Here is a 22,736-nt window from a genome sequence, read left to right as displayed (position 1 = left end):
GTGGAAAGCTTGGCGCTTCTGTCGGCTTTTCGACGTCGCGGGCATCAATCGAACAAGGATTAGAGGATTAGATTGAAGACAGCGTCGGTCGTCTCTTTTACTGACCTTCAACCATGCTCGTGGACCGCGAGCTGCTGGGTGGAATGACATGACGACAATTAGATAACTGGGCAAGCTGTCCGACGCGTCTGTCTTTCAATGGGCCTGGTCTCGTCTTCAAAGCGAATCGCCGTTTGCCATCAGATCTTCGAAATGGCGACCGACTGCAAAGCCCGAAGCGAGCAGTGGCTGTGTCGGGCGAAGGTCTACGAAGGCGACCGCAACTCTCGTTAGGACGGGTGGCTGACGTATCGTAATGGTACCGAAGGGTAATATTGTCTCAGACTTAGCAGGTAGTGCGCCTGTTCTCCTCGACCTTAGGCCCGCCGTTCGGCATCGAGTTAGCGTCACGCCGGCGTTCCTGCCGTGGCTGCGAACATCGAATCGCCGGAACATGCGCAACCGAGGCGATAGCTGAGGTTTGAGTGGCCGGCACATTTCTAACACGTGCGGAACTATCGTCGCCACTGTGTTTTTTCAGAGCCCCGGCATGGCAAAACGGCAAAAGCAGCGTATAAACCTGTCCACTGGATCAATCGCTCCATCAGGATCACTGCTCCGCATTCGACGCCGCGAACCCCGATCAAACGCGGCTTCCACAGCTTGGCAACCATCCTTTACTCCAAATCAAGCCGCTCTGCAGTGCACTCGCCGGCATCGCGCTTGGTCGAACCCTCGTAGACAGTCTAATTGCGATAGAGGCGCGATGGTGCATCGTTGCCTGCGGGTGTCGCTGATCCCCTCCCTTCTCCCCGGCCGACGATATTGAGCCTTGACCTGCTTACGGCACGCGCGCTGACGGCGTACTCGGTCGATGTCAAGCTTATCCGGCGCTTGCCGGACGTGTCCGGCAAGCAGGCGTACTCAACATATCCTGTCGAGTGCTGCGTAGAACATGCTCGCCAAGACCACGCGGAGAATGTGAGCCGGCGAAACGGCATCAAATGGCAATTGAAAGCTCATTTTCGCGCTGCTGACGCACGGAGGCTCGGTGAGCGCGACATGGTCACTACAATATGCCTATGCTCAGTTTTGAGAAGCGAGACGGCTACATGCGCGCATCGCCCATGTGGGAAGCGAGGTCTCAGCCTGCACCCGACTTTGAGAAGTTTCTAGAGCCTCACGATAGGCGGCAGAATGTTGCTTCTTGTACCTCATTGCCGAAGGTCCAGATGACTGGCCCAAACACGTTGAGCCGAGGCAAGCCGCGCAGTCGTTTGGCTGATCTCCTCATCTTGAACTGGTCCAGCCCGTCTTTCATATTCTGCCAGCCACTGCTGGTACGGCCCAACCCTTGTTAGCAGGATTTGGGACCAGCGGATGATGACGGTCTTTGCTCCGGTCCGTTGTCAATAAGCCCTTCGCAGGTATCAGTTGGACACCGAAGACGTGGCCTTCCGCAACGAGGTCGGGTGAAACTCAGATCCATCCTTCGTGCTCAATCAGAAGATCTCTAGACTGGCGGCAGTCATGCGGCCGCGGACGGATAGGACACGACGGCATATTTGAGCCGACCGATCGCCCTCGATGAGCGTATCACTCCCACAACCGCACGCCCAAGATGCCAGACTGGTGATCGAAGGCGATAGAGCCGTCGTAGATCTTGAGCTCGCCTGGATCCAGGCCGAGAAAAACGCCCTGCACGGCGGACGCCTCGTTCGGCTTCGCAATCTTCGATCTCCGTTGAGGGCATTCCCTTTGGCAAAAACACCCGTACGGGTCGACCTTGCCAGTTCCGCAAGTTCCGTAACGGCCCGCATCTCAAGGGCAATCCTCAGCCGATTCACTGGCGAGAACATTGACTTCAACTAAGGGAATCTGCACGTTCGGCCAGTTCATTGAATTGATCAAAGTCCGCTTATCTTCAGACCCATTTCCGCGAGATGAGGGAGTATGAATCGATTTATGCGACGCAAGTAACCGTCTTGGTTTGTCTCAAACAAGTATTTATATCCGGAAATAAGATTTGGAACCGGACAGCACCGACACGTGAAACTTTCGGCGAGGCAATACTCCGAGCAGTTATAGTCGATCGTTATTTCGTCGCTCTCACTCCGAATCTTCTCGATGGCGTTCAGGACGATGCTATCGTCTTCAACTTGAATGTAAGCGTTAGGGCAGCAACTGTGATTGATGAAGTCGATGTGGTCACTACAAAGATGTCGATGACGGTCGATCTGTATGGTTCTCTTGGTAGCGCGCAGTAGAATAACCCCATTGAGCCTCCCTATTATATCGCAGTTCGATACCGTTCTCCTCGAGAAAAGACCTAATCCGTTAATCTTGGACGGTCCGACAAAGAACCAGTCACTTGTCTTATGAGCATCCTGATTCATATTGCGAGGTCTCCCGCGGTTCCTGATTGACGGCGCGATGTGACAGTGCTCAACCACCTGTTTCGCCGTTGCGTTGCCATCAACATCTCGTCGGCAACGGTCTGGCAAACTAAACAGTGCGGTCACGGCTCGGTCAACCTATGCACTCTGGTAGCCAATATTCTCGGTGCGTCACTCAAGCCCCAGCGCTGCGCGGGGCCTGCTCGACGTGTCATACGGCATGCAAATGGCTCTGACGCGTACTTTGGCGCAGCTCATCGCTCGGCACCTATTAGTTTTGCCTGCCTCGGTTTGTCCGCTGGACCAGGCGAGGCGATTACCTCTCGAACGGCAGTCTTATCGTTAGCGTGTAGGTCACCCCACATAGCGGGCGTTGTTTGATTGTCAGAGAATCTCCTGGTGATTTGTTCCCAGGAGATCATATGAGCGAACATAGGTCTGACACTAAGAACTTCGAAGTTATCATGGCGACATCCGAGCGGCTTGCGGTCAGTCCGGGACGGAGCCATCGCAATTGGTCGCGAGAGGCGAAGGAGCGGATCGTCGGGGAAACGTTCGCGCCGGGGGCGAACGTGTCGGCAATCGCGCGCGCTCACGAGCTTGATCCATCGCAGGTGTTTGCGTGGCGACGCAAGGCGCTGGCTTCGGGAATGGTCGCGCCGCTTTCGAAGCGAGCCCGACCGGTCAAGTTCGCGCGTTTTGAAGCCGTTGCGGGCGAGACGATGGAAATTGTGATAGGCGATGTCGCGGTGCGCATCGGTAGCGACGTGGAGCCTGAGCGTCTTGCCGCGGTCATCCGGGCGGTTCGGCAGGCATGATCCCGGCAGGTGTTCAGGTCTACGTGGCCAGCACGCCGGTCGACTTCCGAAAGGGAGCGACCGGCTTGATGGCGCTGGTGCGACATAGCGGAGCTGACCCATTCAGCGGCGCGCTATACGTGTTCCGGTCGAAAAGAGCGGACCGGATCAAGGCGGTTTGGTGGGACGGCAGCGGGGTCTGCCTGTTTGCCAAGACCCTCGAGGAGGCGAGGTTCTGCTGGCCGAAAATTGCGCCGACCCGGGTGCAGCTGAACCATGCACAGTTGCTCGCGCTGATTGACGGGCTGGACTGGACGAAGGTGCGTCCGGTGGTTGTGAAGCGCCCGCAATCGGTGGGTTGATAACTTGCGGCGAATTGAATCAGGGCGCTGAAAGGTTTGGAAGATTGGCGGCGACTCTGCTGTGATGGACGGCGATGACGCCGCCCGTTGCAGAGCTTCCGACGACCCTTGCCGATGCCCATGCGCTGATCCTTGCCTTGGCGGCAGAGCGGCAGGCGATCGAGGCCGAGATTGCAACACTGACTGCGGCGAATGCCGATCTTGGCGCGGTCAACCAGGCGGCTGACTCGCGGATCGTGGAGCTGACGGCGATCGTGAAGATGTTGGAGCGCACGCTTTACGGCACGCGCTCGGAACGCTTGCGCAGCGACAAGCCCAGCGATGAGCAGATCGCCATCGTATTTGACGAGATTGCTACCGGCGTGGCGGCCATTGAAGCCGAACTGGCCAAGGCAGGCGGCAAGGACAAGCCGCAACGGACCCCGCGGCCGCGCAAGGAGTTCGGAGCGCATCTGGAACGGGTGGAGATCGTCGTCGAACCCGAGGTGCCTCCTGGTTGCGAACGGCTGGAGAAGGTTCTGATCGGCGAGGACGTGTCGAAGCGCCTCGACGTGACGCCGGCGAAGTTCCGCCTGATCGTGACGCGGCGCCCGAAATACATCTATCGCGACCGCGATGGTGTAGTTCAGGCGCCGGCGTCGCCGCACCTGATCGAGAGTGGGCTTCCGACCGAAGCGCTTCTCGCCCAGATCGCGGTGGCCAAATATGCCGACGGGCTGCCGTTGTACCGGCAGGAAGCGATCTACGCGCGTGACGGTGTCGATCTAGACCGATCGCTGATGGCACAATGGATGGGCAAGGTCGGCTTCGAATTGCAGCCGCTGGCCGATTATATGCTGGAGAAGATCAAGCAAGGTGAGCGGGTCTTCGCCGACGAGACGACCTTGCCGACGCTCGCTCCCGGATCCGGCAAGACGCAAAAGGCCTGGCTGTGGGCCTATGCACGCGACGACCGGCCATTTGGCGGCATTGGTCCACCGATGGTCGCCTATCGCTTCGAGGACAGCCGCGGCGGCGAATGCGTCGAGCGCCATCTGACAGGCTTTGCCGGCATCCTGCAGGTCGACGGCTATGCCGCCTATAATCGGCTCGCGAGGTCCGCGGGCGCCAATGAGGGCGTAACGCTGGCAGCCTGCTTTGCCCACGTCAGGAGGCGATTCTACGAGCTTCACGTCAACGAGAGCTCGCAGCTGGCGACACAGACCGTCACGACAATGGCCGGGCTTTGGGCGATCGAGGCCGACATCCGCGGCCAAGATCCTGCAACGCGGGTGCAAGCACGCCAGGAAAAGTCTGCCACCATCGTCAAAGCGCTCTTCGATCTGTGGGAGAAGGAGCTGCCTCGCCTGTCCGGCAAATCCAAACTCGCCGAGGCGATCCGCTATGCCACATCCAGGAGCACCGCTCTCGAGCGCTTCCTGAGCGATGGCCGCATCGAGCTCGACTCCAACACCATTGAGCCGCGATCCGGCCACAAACCATCACGAGAAAAAACGCGCTCTTCGCCGGGTCACATGGCGGCGGCCGGACCTGGGCGACCATCGCCACGCTTCTGCAGACCGCGAAGATGAACGAAGTCGACCCGCACGCCTGGCTCACACAAACTCTCGATCGGATCGCGAAGCGCTGGCCGATCACTCAGATCGATGCGCTCATGCCCTGGAACTTCAAATCCTGAACGGCCTCAGCTTGCCGCTTACGTCTTATCCGATGCAGGTAATATCCCTTAAGCGAGGCGCCAAATGAAGATCTGGCGCCCGCACAGGACAGCGTCGCGGTGGAAGCGGCGAGCGATTACCAGAAGCTGTACGATACGTCCCGAGAGCGGAAGCTCGTTCGCGCGTCGTCGACAGTGGCTATGGACGCCCGAACGACAATGACGACTTTATCGTCTTCGCAGTACGCGCACTCTACAACACGCCGATCATTTGCGCGAAGCCTCCGCTGCCGAGGCGGCGCTGGCTGTCATCCCAACAACCCGTCACGTGCGCTCAAGCATCCACTCGACAAGCGTCTCTATGCCCAGGCCATCTCGTGGAATGTTGCTTCACCAAAATCAAGCAATTTCGCCGCGTCGCAATCCGCTTCGAAAAGACCGCCCGAAATTACCACGCAGTCGTCACTCGCACCACGATTGTCGTTTGGATGCGATAAGTTTCCACACACCTAGTCTAGAGCAGCGCATATCAGCACGACGGAGCGGATATCGATTTGCTGTGCGAAGCCACCTTAGTTTACCGCTGCGAATGCGGCCTCCTCACTATCCACGCCACTGATAGAGCGCGACACTCAACACGATCGAAAGTACCTTCATCGAGCGCACTCGCCAAGAGCGCCCACCACTACTTTTAATTGTGACGAGCGCAAATGCTAGCACTCATTGAGGTCGAACGCGCCGCGGCAAAAAGGCGGAAGGAGTGCCAGGTGCCGGTACGAGGGGGCGTCCCTATCCACATAGTTACTGATGCTGGCGCCGAGTTCCGGTCAGAAGTTGCGTATGCATCGCTTGCGCTCGGCATAGTCGTCAATGCCCCTAAGTGACCCTGCTCATCGCAATAAGGTCGACTATGCCAGGAGCGAGCCCATATGTTTGGTCAACCATCTGCGCAAGCGATTTCCATATCGCTGGTCTGGCTCGTAGTCCGTGCCAGGCATTGATTGAAATTTAATGGATCAACGTACTAACCTTGTGCCACACGACTGCTCCGTGGCTCTCCGTTAGGCCTCTCATCAATTCACGAGGAACAAAACGGCCATAGGAATGTGCAAGAGATCGCACCTGATTTGAGATTATTGGACGATAGCCAATTACGCGAGCGGCTTCATATAGAGGGCTAGCGGGTTCTCTACGGCGGCGGGAAAATGCTCTTCCGTGAGGTAACGGAATCCTATCGCCTCGTAAAACCGGCGTGTGACCTCGTAGGGCTTGTGGTCGCTGCTCGGGTGATCGGTCCAAACAAGGAGGACTTTAAGTCTGTCTGCCAGCGCATTGTCGCACGCCGCATTGACGAGCGCCCCACCGATCCCGGAGCGGTGGCGCCTCGGATCGACGGCTAACCAAAAAATCTCCGCGGCTATATCGGCATGCTTCTTATATAAGAGGAGGCCTTTTGGCTCGCCATCGAGCCGCGCGACATAGCCAGGTAGAACTTCTGCTTTCTCGGCGTATTTCAAACTTGCGTCACCTTGTTTGAACCAATCGGGCAGCAGAGCGGTCAACGATCGTTGAATGGCACGCTTCGCTGCAGGATCGGGTTCGAGCGATACTGTGAGTACCATAGTCCCTCGTATAGGTTGATCTGTCGCGACCTAGCTACATGCGGTCGCCCCCGGTCAATTGCCCATCACGTCTAACGCCTGGCTTTCGAGCGTCGGCGAACCACAGCACCTGGCGCTGTCGCGCTAACATCCGCCACCCTAGCTTCACCGGGATGACCGGTTTTGCTAACTCATGCGACCTCTGGTCTGTTTCATTGTTTCGGCTAAAGCTTCACCGAATATGTCGATACCCTGATTCAATGTCTCCACATCGATCGTGAGCGCAGGCAAGAATTTTATGACCTGATCACTGGGGCCGCATCGCTCGATAATCAATCCCTTTTCAAAGGCTTTGCGTGTCGTCACCTCCGCGATTTCAGCAATTTGGCAATCAAACCCCAGGGCCAGGCCGCGTCCGCGAACCGAAAAGCTGTTTCCATGCTCGGACGCAATGCCATCAAGCCGGCGACGCACAAGTTCTCCCATGCGCTGCACTCCTTGTGAAAACGTTTGGCTGCGCCAATAAATGTTTATCGCTGCCGTAGCAGATACAAGCGCAAGGTTGTTTCCACGAAACGTGGCGGTGTGTTCCCCTGGTCGCCAGACATCGCGCTCCTCTTTGATCAAGAGCATCGACAATGGCAGGCCATACCCACTTAGCGACTTCGACAGCACAACAATGTCAGGCGACAATCCTGCGAACTCGAAGCTGAAGAATTCGCCTGTCCGACCGCACCCCATCTGGATATCATCGACTACAAAGAGGGCCCCTATATCCCTTGCTATGGCCTGAAGCGACAGCAACCATTCCTTTCCAGCTACGTTGATTCCCCCTTCTCCCTGCACAGTTTCGACAAGAATGGCAGCTGGAGCATCGATACCACTACTCTTGTCCGAAAGCACCTTCCGCAGGAATTCGGTCGTGTCAACGCTTCGCCCCAGGTAGCCATCGTAGGGCATGAAGGTCGCACCAGACAGTGACACGCCACTGGCTATGCGAAATTGACGACCACCGGTCACAGCGGTCGCCCCCAGGCTCAAGCCATGATATCCATGCGTGAACGAGATGATGTTCTGACGTCCCGTGATTTTGCGAGAGAGCTTTAGAGCTGCCTCAACGGCATTGGCACCTGTCGGCCCAGTGAACTGGAAACGATAGTTCTGCAGACCCCGTTCGCGAAGTATGACAGAGTCGAAAGTCTCCATGAACTCGCGCTTTGCCGGAGTCGCCATATCAAGCCCGTGGATGACGGCGTCCGACGCGACATACTCAATGATAGCAGCTTTGATCTCATGATTGTTGTGACCGTAGTTCAGCGCTCCAGCACCGGAGAGGAAGTCAATGATCTCCCGGCCACCGTCTGTCAGCATTATAGAACCGCGTGCCCGGCTGAAAACATCCGGAAGCGAACGTGAGTACAAGCGGACGTTCGATTCTAGGGTTTCGAACGCTCGCATGTTAGCTGGCCCGCCAAGTACCTCGCCCATCATCCGTTTCCTTTGCAAGCAAGAGGTCGATTAATAAAGCGCGCTTCGTCAGATGCACCGGCTGTGAAATCAAAGCGACCGAACGCACGCACGTCGAGACTCGCGTCATTTCGCGTTGCGCGACGCACCTTTCCAAGAACGCCCCCTTTCACGTACTTACATGAGAACGGAATATCGCGGACCTACTAAGATCAGCAGTATCCTAGGGGAGCCGGCACATGGCTCGTCACATTCCAGTACCGACTCTAACTCCGCTTGAGGAACACGCGGTGGCAGATCGCGCACTGTCCGGAGACAAGCAAACGCAGTCTGCCGTTCAACAAGTTTGTGACGTTCACATTCAACGCCAAACGCCCCAAAGAAAAGCCCCCGGCGGGCATGCCGGAGGCCTTCTTGGAGGTCAACTTGGATCAATAGAGCCGTTTCGTTTTCTCCCTCCGCTGGTTGACTTGGGACTCACCAGTTGCGCTGAGCGCGGAGCAGAAGCGTAAGGCTGTTCTGGTCTTTCAGCTCATACACAGTCCCCGGCTTGGCGATCCCTGATTGCACCGGCAGCGTCACCGTGCTTCCGCTCGCGTATTTTTGGTCAAGCATCGTGTAAGTAAGGTCGGCTGAGACCGTCAGGTTTTTGACCGGAGTCCAGCCAGTCATGAGACCTATAACCGAATAGTTGAAGTCCGGATTGCAGCCGGCGGCGCCGCTTGATAGCGCAAGGGCTGTGACGAACGCGCCGCAGATATAGCCCTTGGCAGTGTTGTTATATCGCACCGCAGCCCACGCGCCGTAGATGCTGGTCGCCCAGTGCGGATCCCAGTTGTGGGTGTAGCCGCCGCGAAAGCCGTAGGTCGTGGTCAACTCCTGGCCGGAGCCCGCAACGAACACCGAGTCAGAAATTCCACCAAGTCCAACGCTCTGGTACGCACCTGCGAGACCCGTGCCGCCGTACATCGCGTAGGTGGTCGACATATAATCCTGGAAGCTGTAGCGGCTCGCGCCGTTCGTATAAACGCCTGCCAGGTTGATCGTGTCACCCGGACCAGTCGGGATGTTCTTGATCGACAACGCCAGCTGACCAGCCCAGCCCCACTTGTCGGCCGGATGGCCCGTTGTTTCATCGGCGCCGTAGTAGGCGGCGTGATTGTCGTGCGCGGCAACTGCCGCCTGGAACAGGCCCCAAGCCTGATCAACGCGAAGCATGGCAATAATATCAGGAGACGCTGTACCTGCGATGTCGTTCCCGCCATAGGCACCGGTCGCAAGGCCTGCGGCTGTCGCCGCGCTCACGTTCCAGATGTTGGTCGTGTCATGCTGGACCTGATCCTGGGCCGAGAAGGAGACGCTGATGCCTTGACCGAGGTCCGCAGTATAGGTGAACTGGTTGACGGGGTCCCACCCGCCACCGCCTGGCAGGCCGTCAAAATTGTTGCCGGGATAGTTTGCCCAGGGAGCGGAGAATTGCGACTGCGCTTTACCCAGCGTAAAACCAGCGAACTGAATGAACGCGTAGTAGACACCGAGCGTACCACCAGCGACGGTCGCTCCACTGTAAGCAGTCGACCCATTCACCGCAGTTGAGCCGGCACCGGTATAGCCGCCCGCATTCCAGGTGAATACAGCATCGAAGAATGTGCGGACCAGGCCATATTCTGTCGCCGTGCGCGTGTCGATGGTCAGATCTTCACGCGAGCCGGTGCTGTAGGAGTTGCTCAGGCGGTTTCGCGCGCCGGCCGCCCCACTATTGGCCGCGTCATAGAGCGCGTTCGTGGCCAGCCCCGCCTGGACACGCAGATAACCACCAAGCTTGATGCAGGTATCAGTGCCGGGAATATAATAGAAGCCGGCTCCATACAGCGAGCAGGTCTTCACGTACTCGATCGCTTTGGCCTTCACAGGAAGATCAGCCGCCTGCGCTCCAGCGCCAGCGAACATTGCAACAGAACAGAGGACAAGACTCTTCGTCAGTTTCATCGATAACCCCCCTAGGTTGAAAGCATGATCCGTCGCTTACAGATCGTGCTTGGCGAGAACCTTACGTGGTTACCGGAGTCGAGCTTCGTCGATCTGGGCCTTTGGAAGTTCCAAATTATGCGCCGAAGCGAGAAGTCTCGCAGCTTTTGCGCGCTAAGACGTCTACTCGATTCTAAGACGAGGTCCACGATACACTCAGCAGCAGCCGAGTTCAGATCGCTACCCACGCTTGTATAAGGCTATTGCCCGAGATGTTTCACCCATCCTCAAACTCCAGATCGATAGGGCCCAGGCGAGCTTTGTGGCCTATGTAGCCCCGGACGGGTCGGGCGCTGGAACGAGGGGCGCGGCCTCATGCCTTGGCGTCACCAGCAGGCTGCGCGCTTGGCGCGCAGCCTGCTCTGTCGGGCTAAAGCGCGATGAGATTGGGTTGAATCGTCATCGCGCTTTAGCCCTTTGTTTGAGCATGATCTTATCGGAAAATTGCTTCGCACTTTTCCGGATCATGCTTTACCCCAATCTTTCAGGGAAACGTTCAAGCCCAGCAAACGAGCGCATCGCCAAGATTCGAATTCGGCCTCAAGCGATAGCCGACTCTTTCGAGAGCTCGTCGAGCACTTGTTTTGTCGCCCCGTGCGCGAGTTCGACAATCTCATCGATCTCGGCTTCGGATACGACCAGGGGCGGAGCGAAGCCAAGGATGTCCCCGTGCGGCATCGCGCGCGCAATAAGTCCGCGATCGCGGGCGGCTTTCGAGATGCGGGCACCCACCTTGAGCTGCGGGTCAAAACGCCTTTTGGTGTGGCGATCTGCAACGAACTCGACCGCGGCGAGTAGGCCCACGCCTCGCACTTCCCCGACGATCTCGAGCTGCGCGAACCGCTCCTTGAGGCGCTTCTGAAGATGCGAGCCGACGATCCTGGCGCGATCGCTCAGTCGTTCCTGTTCGACGATATCGAGCACGGCGTTGGCCGCTGCGGCTGCAATGGGGTGCCCGGAATAGGTGTATCCATGCGAAAATGCCCCGATACGGTCCGCGGCTTCCTCCATGACCGCATAAACCTTTTCACCGACAATGGCTGCCGAGAGCGGCATGTAGCCGGAGGTCAAGCCCTTAGCGACGGTCACCAGATCCGGTTCGATCTCGTAAAGCGTGCTGCCGAAGTCCGCCCCGGTTCGCCCGAATCCACAAATCACCTCATCGGCGATCAGAAGCACATCGTAACGCCTGAGCACAGTCTGGATTTCACGCCAGTAGCCAGTTGGCGGCGGCGTGATACCGCCCGTGCCCAACACCGGCTCAGCGATGAAGGCGCCAACCGTTTCGGGCCCCTCGCGCAGGATCAGTTCCTCTAGTTCACCAGCACGCCGGCGAGAAAAGGCTTCCTCCGTCTCGCCTAGCTCGGCGCCCCAATAATGGTGCGGTGCGGCTGTGTGCAAGATGCCGGGAAAAGGGAGGTCCATATGATCATGATAGAACGACATGCCGGTCATTGAGCCGGAAACAACCGAACAACCATGATAGCCGCGCTCACGCGAGATGATCTTTTTCTTCTTCGGCTTGCCACGAAGGTTGTTGTAGTACCAAACGAGCTTGGCCTGGGTTTCATTGGCGTCCGATCCGGACAAGCCGAAGAACACTTTGCTTGGCTTCCCCGGCGCCATTCGCACGAGACGATCAGACAAGTTCGCCAGCTCTTCAGTCGTGTGGGCGGCATATGTGTGGTAGTAGGCCAATTTGTGAGCCTGTCGAGCGATGGCCTCAGCCACTTCGGTCCGGCCGTACCCGATGTTGACGCAGTAGAGGCCCGCAAAGGCATCGATGTAGCTGCGTCCCTCGGCATCCTGGATGCGAATGCCTTGGCCACCCGAGACGATCGTAGGATCGCCAATCTTGCCTTGAGTGAATTCTTTGAGCTGGGTGAACGGATGCAGGACACTCGAGCGATCTCGTTCAGCGATGGTTTTTATGTCGATCATTTCAGTTCTCCTAAGCAACCAAATCGCCGAAGCAGACGTATTTGAGTTCCATGTATTCCGCCAATCCGTGTTTCGAGCCCTCGCGACCGAGCCCGGACTGCTTCCACCCCCCAAATGGAATTGGCGGTCCTGTGAATGAGGCCGTGTTGATACCGAGCATGCCGCACTCTATTTGCTCGGAAAGGCGAAGCGCCCGACGTAGATCGTCGGTGTAGATGTATCCAGCCAGCCCCATTTCGTTGGCATTGGCTCGGGCGACGACCTCTTCCTCGGATTCGAACGGAAGTACGGCAGCGACCGGCCCAAACGTTTCCTCACGCGCAATGAGCATGTCTTCAGTGACATCGCTTAGCAGCGTCGGAGAGACAAAGTTCGGACCTAAACTGGCGCCTTGATGCGCACAAAGAGTGCGCGCGCCCTTCTTCACCGCATCGTCGATCTGGGCCCTGCACTTGTTGGCGACCGACAGCTTGGTCATCGGCCCGATGTCTGTCACAGCGTCCAGTCCGTGACCGACTTTCAGGTGAGCCATCGCCGCAGCAAACGCCTCGACGAAGGCCGGATAGATGCCTCTTTGAACATAGATGCGGTTAGCAGCCAGGCAGTCCTGACCTGACGTGGCAAACTTTGCAGCCATCGCTCCGTTGACGACTTTCTCAATGTCAGTGTCATCAAAGACGAGGAAAGGCGCATGTCCACCCAGTTCCAGCGAGACCTTCTTGATCGTATCGGCTACGCCCTCAAGAAGCAGACGACCGACCTGCGTAGAACCAGTGAAAGAAAGGGCGCGTATCCTGGTATCGCGCAATAGCGGCGTCGAAAGTTCGATTGGATGACCAACCACCACTTGAAATACGCCGCGCGGGATGCCCGCCTCGTTGGCCAGCCTGGCCACGGCAAGCGCACAGAGCGGCGTCTCAGGTGCGGGCTTCACAATGATCGGGCACCCGGCGGCAAGAGCGGCCCCGGCCTTTCGGGTAATCATCGCAACAGGAAAGTTCCACGGAGTAATCGCCGCGGCCACACCGATCGGCTGCATTCGCACCTGAAGCAGGCTTCCGGCCTTGTGGCTGGGGATTGTCTCGCCGTATGCGCGCTCCCCCTCCGCGGCGAACCAATCGAGAAATCCGGCACCGTACGCGATTTCCTGGCGGGCCTCCTTCAGTGGCTTGCCCTGCTCGCTCGTCACGAGAACGGCGAGTTCTTCGGAATGGTCGAGCATCAATGACGCCCAGGACCTGAGGATCGCTCCACGCCTCGCCGGCAACAGTCTTCGCCATGCAGCAAAGGATTGATCGGCTGCCGCGATCGCAAGACTCATATCCCGAGCAGAGCAACGAGCCACGTCCGCGATCTCTTCCCCGGTCGCGGGATCGACCACCAGGTCTCTTTGGTCGCCCGCAACCCAGCGTCCGTCGATTAGCGCCTCTCCGGCCACAAAATCGCGTCGGCGCAGATTCAGCAGGTGGCTGGCAGCAAGACCGACCGAACGAGGGCTGACTTGTCGGATAGTTTCAAACGCCATTCGGAGGTCCTAAGCGGTCATCTTGTTGAAATCTCCTGTGCATTCAGGATACTGGTGTCGCAAACGACATTTGCGCCGCATTTCCTGCCGCTTCGATGATTTCCTGCATCGCGCAGGCATTTTGCGGTGAAATTCACCTCAAGGCTGGAGACGACTATGCAGTACGATCGAATAGACGCCCGAATCCTCGAGATCGTGCAAAAGAACAATCGTCTGACATCCGAGGTGATCGGCGAAATGGCGAGCCTTTCCGCGACCGCCTGTCAGCGACGACTGAAGAGGCTCCGTTCAGAGGGCATCATCGAGGCCGATGTCTCTATCGTTTCTGCCAAGGCGGTGGGACGGCCCATTCAAATGCTCGTCCTGGTAAATCTGGAGCGTGAGCGGTCGGATATCATCGACAGGTTCAAGAAGGCGATCAAGTCGTCTGTTGATGTCGTCAACGGGTTCTACGTCACCGGCGATGCCGACTTTGTCCTGTATGTTACCGCGCGCACCATGGAAGAGTATGAGCAGTTCACCCGGCGATTTTTCTATGAGAACCCGGACATAAAAGGCTTCAAAACGATGGTCATCATGGACCGCGTAAAGGCGGGTTTTGCCGTTCCAATTGAGGCTCCGCCCGAGGATTGATTGCGGCGGCGTCTCGCGGATCGATGCGTTGAGTGCTCTTCATTGCCAGGCCGTGCGGTCCTCGGAGGCAACCGCAGATTCTTGCCGTGAGCGGCCGCCAACTCGCTTTGACTTGTTCTTATGAGCGGCTGAGAGCAAGGATAACGCGGTTTCTACCTCAGCTGGCTGACATGCGTCCCAGAGGGGATGGCGCGAAGGATGCTCAGCTGGTTGCCATCCAGGGACGTGCTTTCGTAACTTACGCGCCTATTGGAGCCGTCAAAAATTGCTGCCCGACTATCCGGAAAACGTCGCGGCAAGGTATCCGGAGCTGTTTAGCAAGGCATATGCCTTCACACGTCAATCGGCCGCGCCGCAGATCGCACCGCCGCAGAGCAGTTTCGTACAAAGCAGAAGAGCTAAAGCAAAACGTCTGCAGCGACTTTTCTAGCTAGCTGCTCCTCCCTAAAGTCTCGATCTCGGACCAGCACATGCCTTTCGAGCTAAGTCAGGCAGTGATGCTGCCGCTTGTCACGGCATGCCGCTCCGTTGATGAGATCAGCAATTGCGCTGCCGCGTGGACGCCGGATGGCGCCAGGACGTACGGTCGGCAGAATGAGGATACCTGTTGGCCGTTCGTAACAGCTTGCGCCGCGTCGCGAGGTCGGCCGCGAACGGGAAAGGACTTGGAAACGGAGCAAGGCCTCGAAAACCCGCGGCGCCATCACCGAAGCTAGCGGACGAAGTTCGCCAGAAAGGGTAATAGCGATGAACAAAAATTTCCAATCAGAGTCAAGTTAATTTTTTCGTTTGACTATTTTTTTTCATAATCGATAGTAGTCGGGGATAGATATCCCACTCTTCGCCAATCAGTTGCTGCAGCCATCATGACCGTGCGTGAAACAATAAGGCGTGAAAGCGCCAACCTCACCGCCAGCGAGCGCAAGATATCGAATGCGGTGCTGGCGGACTATCCGTTCGGCGCCCTCCAGACCATTCAGGAGCTGGCCGAGCGGACAGGCGTCAGTGCGCCCTCGATCACGCGCTTTGTCACGAAGATAGGCTTTGCCGGCTATCAGGAGTTTCAGCGTCAGCTGATTGCAGAATTGCGCGAAAGCCGGCGCTCCCCGCTAGAGCTCAAGGCTACTGAAAAGCTCGGCAGCCGTCGTGCATTTCTAGCCGACTACGCACGGCGGGCCTGCGACAGGATACATGAGATGAGCGCAAGCATTCCGCAGGAGCAATTCGACCGGATCCTGGGGCTCATCGCCGATCCAGCTCGAGCAGTTTTCGTGCTGGGCGGGCGCGTCAGTGACAGCATCGCTCATTTCCTGTCGGTGCACCTCAAGCAGATTCGACCGAAGGTGTATCATCTTCCACCCAATCCAGAGCACTGGCCGGACCAGTTACTGGCGATCCGCAAGCAAGACGTCCTCGTCCTGTTCGATTTTCGCCGCTACCAGGCGGACCTGCAGACGCTCGCCGATATCGTCGCAAGGGAATGCCGACCGTCGATTGTGCTGATCACCGACAAGTGGATGTCGCCAATCGCCCGTCACAGCGACCATGTAATTGCCCTGCCGATCGAAATTGAAACGGCGTGGGACACGCTCGTCTGCGCACTTACCCTGGTCGAAGCCTTGATCGTCAAAGTCTCGGAATCGAACTGGTCGACGACGAAAAAGCGGCTGGAGGCCTGGGACAGACTTCGCCTGGCGCCGCCGGGTCAGCCTTCGGAGGAAAAAAATGATCGCTGAGGAAATGCTGATTGCATGTTGCACGGATCTTGCCGGCAAGGTTCGTGGCAAGGCCTTTCCCGCGACGCAATTCGACAAGCGGGTAAAGCGGGGCATTGGCTGGACGCCGACCAACGCCCAGATCACGTGTTTCGACACGATTGCCGAAAGCCCGTTTGGCTCGCTTGGCGACCTCGTCCTCATTCCCGATGAAACCGCGAGGGTGCGCGTACAATTAAGCGATGATCTGCCGGCAGAGCATTTCGCGCTTGGTGACATCCGCCACACCGATGGCCGGCCGTGGGAATTCTGTACGCGTTCAATCCTCAAAGGCGCTCTCGATCGCCTCGATCGGGTGACGGGACTTACGCTACTTGGGGCTTTCGAACACGAATTCCAGTTTCGCAATGACGCCGGTCGCATTGGAGAGGCCTACAGCGTAAATGGCTTCCGTATCGAGCGACGCCTGGCCGAAGCGGTGGTCGCAGCGATGCGCGCGGCAGGTCTAGAGCCGGACACCTTCATGAAGGAGTTTGGTGCGGGTCAGTATGAAGTCACGATGGGACCGTCGCGCGGGATCGCCATAGCGGATCAGTCTACGATCTTACGGGAACTCGTGCGCTTTGTTGCCAACGCTTCCGGAAAGGAGGTGACGTTCACCCCCATCCGGGACCCGGCCGGCGTCGGCAACGGCGTTCACATTCATCTCAGCTTCCTCAATGGCGACCGGCCGGCAACCTGGGATTCGAGCGGCAAACATGAGCTTTCCAAGCCCGCTGGCCAATTCGTTGCCGGTATCCTGAAATATCTCCCCGCGATCGTCGCGATCACGGCGCCGAGCGTCATATCCTACCTGAGGCTCACGCCGCATCGTTGGAGCGCGGCCTTCAATAATCTCGGCTTCCGCGACCGCGAGGCGTCAGTCCGCATCTGCCCCGTTTCTGATTTGAGCGACATTTCCAAAGCAGCTCAGTTCAATTTTGAGTTCCGCGCTGCCGACGCCACGGCGAGCCCGCACTTGCAACTCGCCGCCATCGTGCACGCCGGGATCCAGGGCATTGAAGAAGAACTGCCGACGCCGGAAGCGACGACCGAGGACCTCTCGCTTCTCGATCCATCGGCTTTGGCGGCGCGTGGATACTGCCGTCTGCCAACATCTTTGCCCGAAGCCCTTGATCGCTTGCTGGCGAATTCCACAGTAACCGCGTGGTTTCCTGCCGGGTTCACCGACACCTACGCAAAGCACAAGAAGGGGGAGATGGCGTTCCTTGAGGGAAAACCGCAACGGGAGATCTGCAGCCTGTATGAGCAGGTCTACTGAAGGATGGAAAGTCCAGCTACCAGTCCGATCGGTGATCGGGCTACTGCTTCGGAGTAAAGACTCCGTCGCATCAGCCGTTTTGCGGGGAAACGATGAATAATCGCCCTTGTATGAGAGCAACCCAAACTAGGTCGTGGGACGTGGAGAACTGCACCACAACGATTTATTGTGAACCAAGTTCTTTTTTCCTATCAATCATGTTGGTGAATTTCCTGGACAGATTCAAATCCCTGGGCGTTGCACGCTCTATTGGACGTTTTTGTTGGACGGAATTGCCTCCGTCGCCGGGCAATTGAGATCGGCGTCCGTTCGTGGCGCCCTCTGCAGGGCGCGCAAAGCAGATGGCTCGGTCGCCCCCTATGCCAACCTGGGCAGCGTCGCCACGTCCAGCTCCTCGACGAAGAGCGAAGCGCCTCCCCAGACTGCTGGCTTGAAACCCGAATACCGCGGCTTCGTGCTTTGCCGAAATAGCGATGCGATTCGTCAGCAGCGGATGCCTGGGGAGTTGCGCGAGGATGACGATATGACGTGGATCAGAAGGAAGTCCTTGATCGTATTCCCGAACTTCCTCATCGCGTTGATTGTGATGATTGGGCAAAGAAGCGAGGTCTCGTCAACCTTCTCTCAGCTAGAACGAGCACATCGAAACCGTGGCTTCCTGCCGGATTCTACAGAACGATTAAGGGAGGCAGGTTGTGCGTTTTAGAGGTGCGCCGGTCCATCAAAGGAATAGATCAGGCCGTGTGGCTGGAAAAACCCAAGGTCCGCATCAAAATGCAAACATCAGCGGTGTAGCCCATTGATCATCCTATACCAGGCTAACGTCCCGGCAAAGCCCTGCTCATCGTCGTTACATGGGCTCTGCCTCAAGCTCAGCAGAATATGAACAGGGCTTGCCTTTGTTCGTGCGCCACTCATCCTGCCACCTTGCAATCGTTTCGTAAGCGCTCGCCATTTTGCTGTAGTGACCTTTGGTGCTCAATTCGCCCTTTTGTTGCTCTGGCGGCTTGGCGGCTCTAGCTGACGCACGGTGCTGGGTAAGTAATTCATCCAGGGTGTCCTATGCCAAACATCGAAAGCGGAAAGCCGCTGCACTGCGTCGAGCTCGTCACGGGCAAGGACCTCACCGGAACGGTCCTGGTCTCCGACGACGAGCTCCGCGCCGAGATTTACAGCTATACCGGCCATTTTCATATCAAGGGGGAGCAACCGCTCTTTCTGCAAACGGAGACGAATGAAATCGTCTCACTGCATTCCAACGTCACAACGATTGCCGGAGCGCGCTCACGGAGTATTGCTCCCGAGCGCGTGACCTACCGTCAGGAGATTTTGTCGAACATTGCCGTCATTGGCCACAACCCGTGGACGGCCGAGGACGGGGTCAAGCGGGTCTCCTTCGAGGTCAAGCACACCAAGCAGCTGATGGAGCACGACCGCAAGGTCCGAGCGATCGGTAGCAAACGATTTCCGGGCGAAGAACACCTCACGATCTTCAACGATGCCGCCATGGGGATGACGCTTCAGGCATGGTATGGCGCGACCTATGGCATGGAGTTCGACGCGCCAAAGGAGCTTTGGCCAACCTTTGGCATCGAATTCGATGAGCCGCGTACCATTCAGGACTACATCGTGGCGGTATCGGACTACGTCGCCTTTCTATCGTTTTGCTTTGGCGTGCAGCTGAAGCCTTCGGCGATCCGGATCGACCGCCTTTCGTTCGCGCACATGATGGAAGCGGTCGAAAAACACGAATATCCCGGCAACCATCAAGTTCACTATGTTTGGCCCGAGGTCGCGGTCGACAACCGCGATCTCTGGGTCGGCGGTTCCCCAGTTCGATGCTGGGATGATGAGGAACTCGTCTCGTTCCGGGAATGCCTTGCCGAGTGGATGAACCGGGCCGCGGCCTGGCGGCGTCCCAATGCGCTGATGACCACGAACTTCGGCCTGAAGAACGTGGTCTCCTCGGAAAGGCTTCTCAACGCCTGCCGCTGGCTTGAGGACATCCCTATCGCGAAAGCGCAACCCGTTCTCTCGCAGTCCGACATCGACTCGATCGCGGGCACGGCGGTTGCCAAGGCGCAGGAAGTCGGGCTTGGCCCTTCGATTGGCGAGCGGATCGCGGGCGCCATCCGGAGGATCAGGGCGGAAACGGCCAAGCAGCAATTCGAACGTCTCATCGGCACGGTCGAAGCAAGATTTGGCAGCGGGGTTCTGCCGCCCGAGGCCGCCGACCACCTAAAGCGCGCGAACAACTTTCGCGGAAAAAGCGCCCATGGTCACTTCAATCCAGAGAGTGACGCCGAATTCCGCGCGTTCTCCAAATCTACGCGAGCGATGGAAGCGCTCTGCTATCTCCTGACCGCTCTCGACCTGCCGATTTCCGGGGAAGGAATCAAGCGCATTCGGTCCAATCCCGTGCTCCGGGACTATCGCCTGGCCTACGACTAGATGCTGGACGAGCGCGCGGAAAGACAGTGGCGATGTATGCAAAAACCCTGGCCCGTATTCTTGGGTTGCTCTGCCAGAACAGCGATGTGTCGTACAGCACGCCGCAGGAATTGGACCAGCGATTTGATTCCTTGCGTCGATACGGCTAGCTCCCGCGCGGAAGGGAGCGGCGTGACGAGAAGCTGTCGAACACGCACATAGCCGCCGCCGTGTTCGGATTTGTCCCGATGCATCGCGGTTGGGCCGGGCATGTGGCAATCATATTGGAAGGGCTGCGCCCGGCTGGAGGCGCCGAAGCATCATTCATCATGGCCGGCACGCTCAGCGACGTCGTTGGCGTGCTTCTGTCAGATGAAGAAGCCCCCCGAAAGAGCATCATCCGCATGACGCTGACCGTTGCTGAAACCGGCACAAACAGCCATGGCGGCGCAGAGGTCGTCTACAAGCACGGCGGAGAAAAGCGACGAACCTATTTTGTACCGAAGGAAGCGATTTCGCAGCTCTCGGCAGGACGCGAGGTCGACCACGACTATGACCGCGATCGCATGAATGCGCCCGCGCTGCGCGAAATGTCGTTCACGCAAAAGTTCTTTCGGCGGTTAGCGCGGGAATGTGAGCTTGCCGAGCGCTTTCCCGGGCCGCCAGCCGGCGACGGTTCAGAGTACGACGCCGAGGAAGCTGAGCAGGAACGTTACCGGAAGCTCGGCGTCCGCAACGGCTCGCGCTTTCTCCATATCGGCGTGGATAATCAGGTCACTTGGCCCAAAGAGGAAACGCTTATCACCTTCGACCAATACCGGCTGGTGCTGATGCCAAAGACCAAGGACCACGTACAATCAGTCCACATCGATCTGACGGCTAACCATCTTGACGACCGTGCGGCTCTGACGGTCATCAACCGCTTTCTGAGCATGATGGCATGGTGTGACGATAACTTTGCGATTGCGCAGTATGGATGGTCAGGCAATCCCCTCCCGGTTCCGGTATCAAAGCGCGACCTCGCTTTCACAACGGCACATGACTACATCTTTGACCGGAAAATGCCGGATTCGGAGGAGGCACGGCGCGCGCTGGCACTCTACCGGGAGGCGCGGAACGCTCAGCAAAATGAATTCATCAGCTACGCCGTGCTGAACTACTACAAGATCATCGAGATCCGATATCCCGGCAAGGAAGCTGCGCGAAAATGGTTTCTCACGAATTTTGAAGAGCAGCGCACCGAGTCCAGGGAAGACGACGATATCAGCCGCTTTCTCGCCATATGCGGCAGCGAACCGCCCCATAATCCACGATTCATGCCGTATTGCGGTGGCGCATGCAGGAAAACACTCAAAGTCCGCCCCCGACGATGCCCACGAGATTGTCCGCCTGCATACGGCCGCCCGTGTCATGCACAGGCTGGCGCGCCGCTTCATCGAGCACGAATTCGCCATCTCGGACGTGATGTACGCGGGCACATAGGTGCTTCAAGCAAAATCAAGGAGCCTGGCCGGAAAAGAAGCCTCCTACCTAGTCCTTCTTTGCTGCGCCTTGCGCGCCCTTGCGTTTGACTTCCTGCGCTAGGTATTGCGCCTTGAGCGTTGGGTCGCTTGTCTCGCCCGCAACGGAGACGGCCTCGCTGCCATCGAGGCCCGGCGCTGCCCTGATAGCATGCGCAATGTCTTTCATCTGCGAGCTCTTGCGGATGAATGGCTTCAGATAAGCGTCAAGCTTGCCTTTGCCCGGCTGCTCGAGTTCTTCAGTCAACGCGGCAAGGTACTGACCCTTGTCGGTAGCGGCCCAGTCGATCCCGATGCCCGCGCGGCGCGCAAGCTCCGCATGGATCAACATGATGGTGCGGCCATTGCGGTCGAGGAAGGGCTGACCGTAGGCGAGATAGCCCATAACTTCGCCGGACTTCTCCGCCATGAATGTCTTGTCCTGTTCCTTTTCCAACGCGTAGTCGATAGCTTTGCAAATATCGTTGGGATGGGCGAAGATAATGGAACCCTTCTTAACAAAGATATGGGACGCGTTCGTGTAGCGATCTTCTCCGGGCCATAGAAAGACCGCCTCGAAGAGCGTTTTGTGCGTTTGAAGGATATTGGCGTAGCTCAACGACGGCTGCGCCTTGAGGTCCGCCAGGGCCGCATCGATACCGGTCAGAAAAGAGGTATGCAGAAGGCGTTGGACGATTTGGGGATCTTTGGCTTTTGCCACGTTGCGCAAATAGCCACGCGTCGCAAAATCCCCGAACGGATCAAATGTCACGGACGGCTTTCGCGCAGATAACGCGCCTGAAAGCGCACGGCCTCGACTCGGTCCAAAATCCCGGCTCGCTGAAGCGCGACGATGATATTCTCGATATCGTCGAAATTCACGTCATCGCCGGAGAGCCGCGTCACGTGCTGGGCAAAGACGTCGTTGGCGGTCACGGCGACCGCAACGTTGTTGGTGGCCGCCAGCCTCCGGATTACCTCGGCAGTATAGTGGGGCTTGGTCGCTAAACGATGGCTCGACATGGATTCTCCTCGCCTCCAATATAGTAAGTCAAGACCTGAAAATCCATTAAGTTGCAGTCCTCTAGAGGCATCTGAGAGCGCATAAGCCACTGAAAATCCCCCAACAAATTCCTGATTGCTTGTTGCGATGCCGAGGCCCTTTCGGAAGGACGAAGCGAACGGTGGAAACATCCATCTAAATCAAGGGTTGGCCCTCATTCAGGAACGCTCGACCGCACGGCCAGCATACATCGCTGACTTTCAGGACTTTCCGCCGTTTTCGGCGGGCCGAAGACATTTGCTTGAAGCGCATTTTACGATCA

The 22,736-nt window shown here is 57.7% G+C and carries 17 protein-coding genes and 2 pseudogenes; 10 read left to right on the top strand and 9 right to left on the bottom strand.

The window, feature by feature from the left end; genetic code table 11:
* Positions 1-554: 554 nt before the first annotated feature.
* A complete protein-coding gene (locus AC1VNY_RS18770; protein WP_482406307.1) occupies positions 555-713 on the bottom strand; it encodes a hypothetical protein in 159 nt (52 codons plus the stop codon).
* Positions 714-1,946: 1,233 nt separating this feature from the next.
* Positions 1,947-2,435: an SET domain-containing protein-lysine N-methyltransferase gene (locus tag AC1VNY_RS18765; protein ID WP_482406331.1), complete on the bottom strand. Its 489-nt coding sequence runs from the start codon at positions 2,433-2,435 to the stop codon at positions 1,947-1,949.
* A gap of 422 nt (positions 2,436-2,857) precedes the next feature.
* On the opposite strand from AC1VNY_RS18765, the gene AC1VNY_RS18760 reads away from it, so the two are divergent.
* The 4 genes and pseudogenes from AC1VNY_RS18760 to AC1VNY_RS18745 all read left to right on the top strand — a co-directional run.
* Positions 2,858-3,253: a transposase gene (locus tag AC1VNY_RS18760; RefSeq protein WP_482406306.1), complete on the top strand. Its 396-nt coding sequence runs from the start codon at positions 2,858-2,860 to the stop codon at positions 3,251-3,253.
* On the top strand, positions 3,250-3,594 hold the full coding sequence (gene tnpB, locus AC1VNY_RS18755) for an IS66 family insertion sequence element accessory protein TnpB (RefSeq protein ID WP_482406305.1): 345 nt from the start codon (positions 3,250-3,252) through the stop codon (positions 3,592-3,594). Before AC1VNY_RS18760 ends, tnpB begins: the two co-directional genes overlap by 4 nt.
* 74 nt (positions 3,595-3,668) lie before the next feature.
* Positions 3,669-5,272 (top strand): annotated as a pseudogene (gene tnpC / locus AC1VNY_RS18750) (IS66 family transposase).
* 229 nt (positions 5,273-5,501) lie between these two features.
* A pseudogene (locus tag AC1VNY_RS18745) lies at positions 5,502-5,748 on the top strand (IS5/IS1182 family transposase); the annotation flags it as partial.
* A gap of 654 nt (positions 5,749-6,402) precedes the next feature.
* On the opposite strand, the gene AC1VNY_RS18740 reads toward AC1VNY_RS18745, so the two are convergent.
* The 5 genes from AC1VNY_RS18740 to AC1VNY_RS18720 all read right to left on the bottom strand — a co-directional run bounded on the left by AC1VNY_RS18740 (position 6,403) and on the right by AC1VNY_RS18720 (position 13,813).
* On the bottom strand, positions 6,403-6,873 hold the full coding sequence (locus tag AC1VNY_RS18740) for a GNAT family N-acetyltransferase (protein WP_482406304.1): 471 nt from the start codon (positions 6,871-6,873) through the stop codon (positions 6,403-6,405).
* Positions 6,874-7,038: 165 nt separating this feature from the next.
* The gene (ectB, locus tag AC1VNY_RS18735; RefSeq protein ID WP_482406330.1) at positions 7,039-8,310 is read right to left on the bottom strand and encodes a diaminobutyrate--2-oxoglutarate transaminase; all 1,272 of its coding nucleotides are present in this window, start codon (positions 8,308-8,310) and stop codon (positions 7,039-7,041) included.
* 486 nt (positions 8,311-8,796) lie between these two features.
* A complete protein-coding gene (locus AC1VNY_RS18730) occupies positions 8,797-10,308 on the bottom strand; it encodes a porin (protein ID WP_482406303.1) in 1,512 nt (503 codons plus the stop codon).
* A 579-nt stretch (positions 10,309-10,887) separates the two neighbouring features.
* Positions 10,888-12,288: an aminotransferase gene (locus AC1VNY_RS18725; RefSeq protein ID WP_482406302.1), complete on the bottom strand. Its 1,401-nt coding sequence runs from the start codon at positions 12,286-12,288 to the stop codon at positions 10,888-10,890.
* Between the two features lie 10 nt (positions 12,289-12,298).
* Positions 12,299-13,813 (bottom strand): NAD-dependent succinate-semialdehyde dehydrogenase, encoded by a 1,515-nt coding sequence (locus tag AC1VNY_RS18720; protein WP_482406301.1) that lies wholly within the window; start codon positions 13,811-13,813, stop codon positions 12,299-12,301.
* Positions 13,814-13,969: 156 nt separating this feature from the next.
* On the opposite strand from AC1VNY_RS18720, the gene AC1VNY_RS18715 reads away from it, so the two are divergent.
* The 6 genes from AC1VNY_RS18715 (at position 13,970) to mauJ (ending at position 21,483) form a co-directional block, all read left to right on the top strand.
* Entirely contained in the window at positions 13,970-14,446 is a 477-nt protein-coding gene (locus AC1VNY_RS18715; RefSeq protein WP_482406300.1) for an Lrp/AsnC family transcriptional regulator, read from the top strand.
* A gap of 866 nt (positions 14,447-15,312) precedes the next feature.
* Positions 15,313-16,182, top strand: coding sequence for a MurR/RpiR family transcriptional regulator (locus AC1VNY_RS18710; protein ID WP_482406299.1), 870 nt, complete (start codon positions 15,313-15,315; stop codon positions 16,180-16,182).
* The gene (locus AC1VNY_RS18705; RefSeq protein ID WP_482406298.1) at positions 16,172-17,482 is read left to right on the top strand and encodes a type I glutamate--ammonia ligase; all 1,311 of its coding nucleotides are present in this window, start codon (positions 16,172-16,174) and stop codon (positions 17,480-17,482) included. Before AC1VNY_RS18710 ends, AC1VNY_RS18705 begins: the two co-directional genes overlap by 11 nt.
* Before the next feature lie 262 nt (positions 17,483-17,744).
* Entirely contained in the window at positions 17,745-18,188 is a 444-nt protein-coding gene (locus AC1VNY_RS18700; protein WP_482406297.1) for a hypothetical protein, read from the top strand.
* A 356-nt stretch (positions 18,189-18,544) separates the two neighbouring features.
* Positions 18,545-19,933 (top strand): hypothetical protein, encoded by a 1,389-nt coding sequence (locus tag AC1VNY_RS18695; RefSeq protein WP_482406296.1) that lies wholly within the window; start codon positions 18,545-18,547, stop codon positions 19,931-19,933.
* A 227-nt stretch (positions 19,934-20,160) separates the two neighbouring features.
* Complete coding sequence (gene mauJ, locus AC1VNY_RS18690) at positions 20,161-21,483, top strand: methylamine utilization protein MauJ (protein ID WP_482406295.1); 1,323 nt, start codon at positions 20,161-20,163, stop codon at positions 21,481-21,483.
* Here mauJ and AC1VNY_RS18685 read toward each other — a convergent pair.
* Together AC1VNY_RS18685 and AC1VNY_RS18680 are read right to left on the bottom strand one after the other, a co-directional pair.
* Positions 21,443-22,183 (bottom strand): Fic family protein, encoded by a 741-nt coding sequence (locus AC1VNY_RS18685; RefSeq protein ID WP_482406294.1) that lies wholly within the window; start codon positions 22,181-22,183, stop codon positions 21,443-21,445. The genes mauJ and AC1VNY_RS18685 overlap by 41 nt on opposite strands.
* The gene (locus tag AC1VNY_RS18680; protein ID WP_482406293.1) at positions 22,180-22,434 is read right to left on the bottom strand and encodes a hypothetical protein; all 255 of its coding nucleotides are present in this window, start codon (positions 22,432-22,434) and stop codon (positions 22,180-22,182) included. Before AC1VNY_RS18680 ends, AC1VNY_RS18685 begins: the two co-directional genes overlap by 4 nt.
* Positions 22,435-22,736 lie beyond the last annotated feature (302 nt).

This window comes from Bradyrhizobium ferriligni (assembly GCF_056837965.1).
Note: the sequence above shows the minus strand (reverse complement) of the source record. Positions and strands in the feature narration are given on the sequence as shown.

What these genes read in the sequence shown, in the direction of transcription:
- AC1VNY_RS18695 (WP_482406296.1), top strand. Translation starts at nt 18,545, where the DNA reads ATGCCAAACATCGAAAGCGGAAAGCCGCTGCACTGCGTCGAGCTCGTC.
- AC1VNY_RS18720 (WP_482406301.1), bottom strand. Translation starts at nt 13,813, where the DNA reads ATGGCGTTTGAAACTATCCGACAAGTCAGCCCTCGTTCGGTCGGTCTT.
- AC1VNY_RS18680 (WP_482406293.1), bottom strand. Translation starts at nt 22,434, where the DNA reads ATGTCGAGCCATCGTTTAGCGACCAAGCCCCACTATACTGCCGAGGTA.
- AC1VNY_RS18770 (WP_482406307.1), bottom strand. Translation starts at nt 713, where the DNA reads ATGGTTGCCAAGCTGTGGAAGCCGCGTTTGATCGGGGTTCGCGGCGTC.
- tnpB (WP_482406305.1), top strand. Translation starts at nt 3,250, where the DNA reads ATGATCCCGGCAGGTGTTCAGGTCTACGTGGCCAGCACGCCGGTCGAC.
- ectB (WP_482406330.1), bottom strand. Translation starts at nt 8,310, where the DNA reads ATGCGAGCGTTCGAAACCCTAGAATCGAACGTCCGCTTGTACTCACGT.
- AC1VNY_RS18710 (WP_482406299.1), top strand. Translation starts at nt 15,313, where the DNA reads ATGACCGTGCGTGAAACAATAAGGCGTGAAAGCGCCAACCTCACCGCC.
- AC1VNY_RS18765 (WP_482406331.1), bottom strand. Translation starts at nt 2,435, where the DNA reads ATGAATCAGGATGCTCATAAGACAAGTGACTGGTTCTTTGTCGGACCG.
- AC1VNY_RS18740 (WP_482406304.1), bottom strand. Translation starts at nt 6,873, where the DNA reads ATGGTACTCACAGTATCGCTCGAACCCGATCCTGCAGCGAAGCGTGCC.
- AC1VNY_RS18725 (WP_482406302.1), bottom strand. Translation starts at nt 12,288, where the DNA reads ATGATCGACATAAAAACCATCGCTGAACGAGATCGCTCGAGTGTCCTG.
- AC1VNY_RS18715 (WP_482406300.1), top strand. Translation starts at nt 13,970, where the DNA reads ATGCAGTACGATCGAATAGACGCCCGAATCCTCGAGATCGTGCAAAAG.
- mauJ (WP_482406295.1), top strand. Translation starts at nt 20,161, where the DNA reads ATGCATCGCGGTTGGGCCGGGCATGTGGCAATCATATTGGAAGGGCTG.
- AC1VNY_RS18730 (WP_482406303.1), bottom strand. Translation starts at nt 10,308, where the DNA reads ATGAAACTGACGAAGAGTCTTGTCCTCTGTTCTGTTGCAATGTTCGCT.
- AC1VNY_RS18760 (WP_482406306.1), top strand. Translation starts at nt 2,858, where the DNA reads ATGAGCGAACATAGGTCTGACACTAAGAACTTCGAAGTTATCATGGCG.
- AC1VNY_RS18705 (WP_482406298.1), top strand. Translation starts at nt 16,172, where the DNA reads ATGATCGCTGAGGAAATGCTGATTGCATGTTGCACGGATCTTGCCGGC.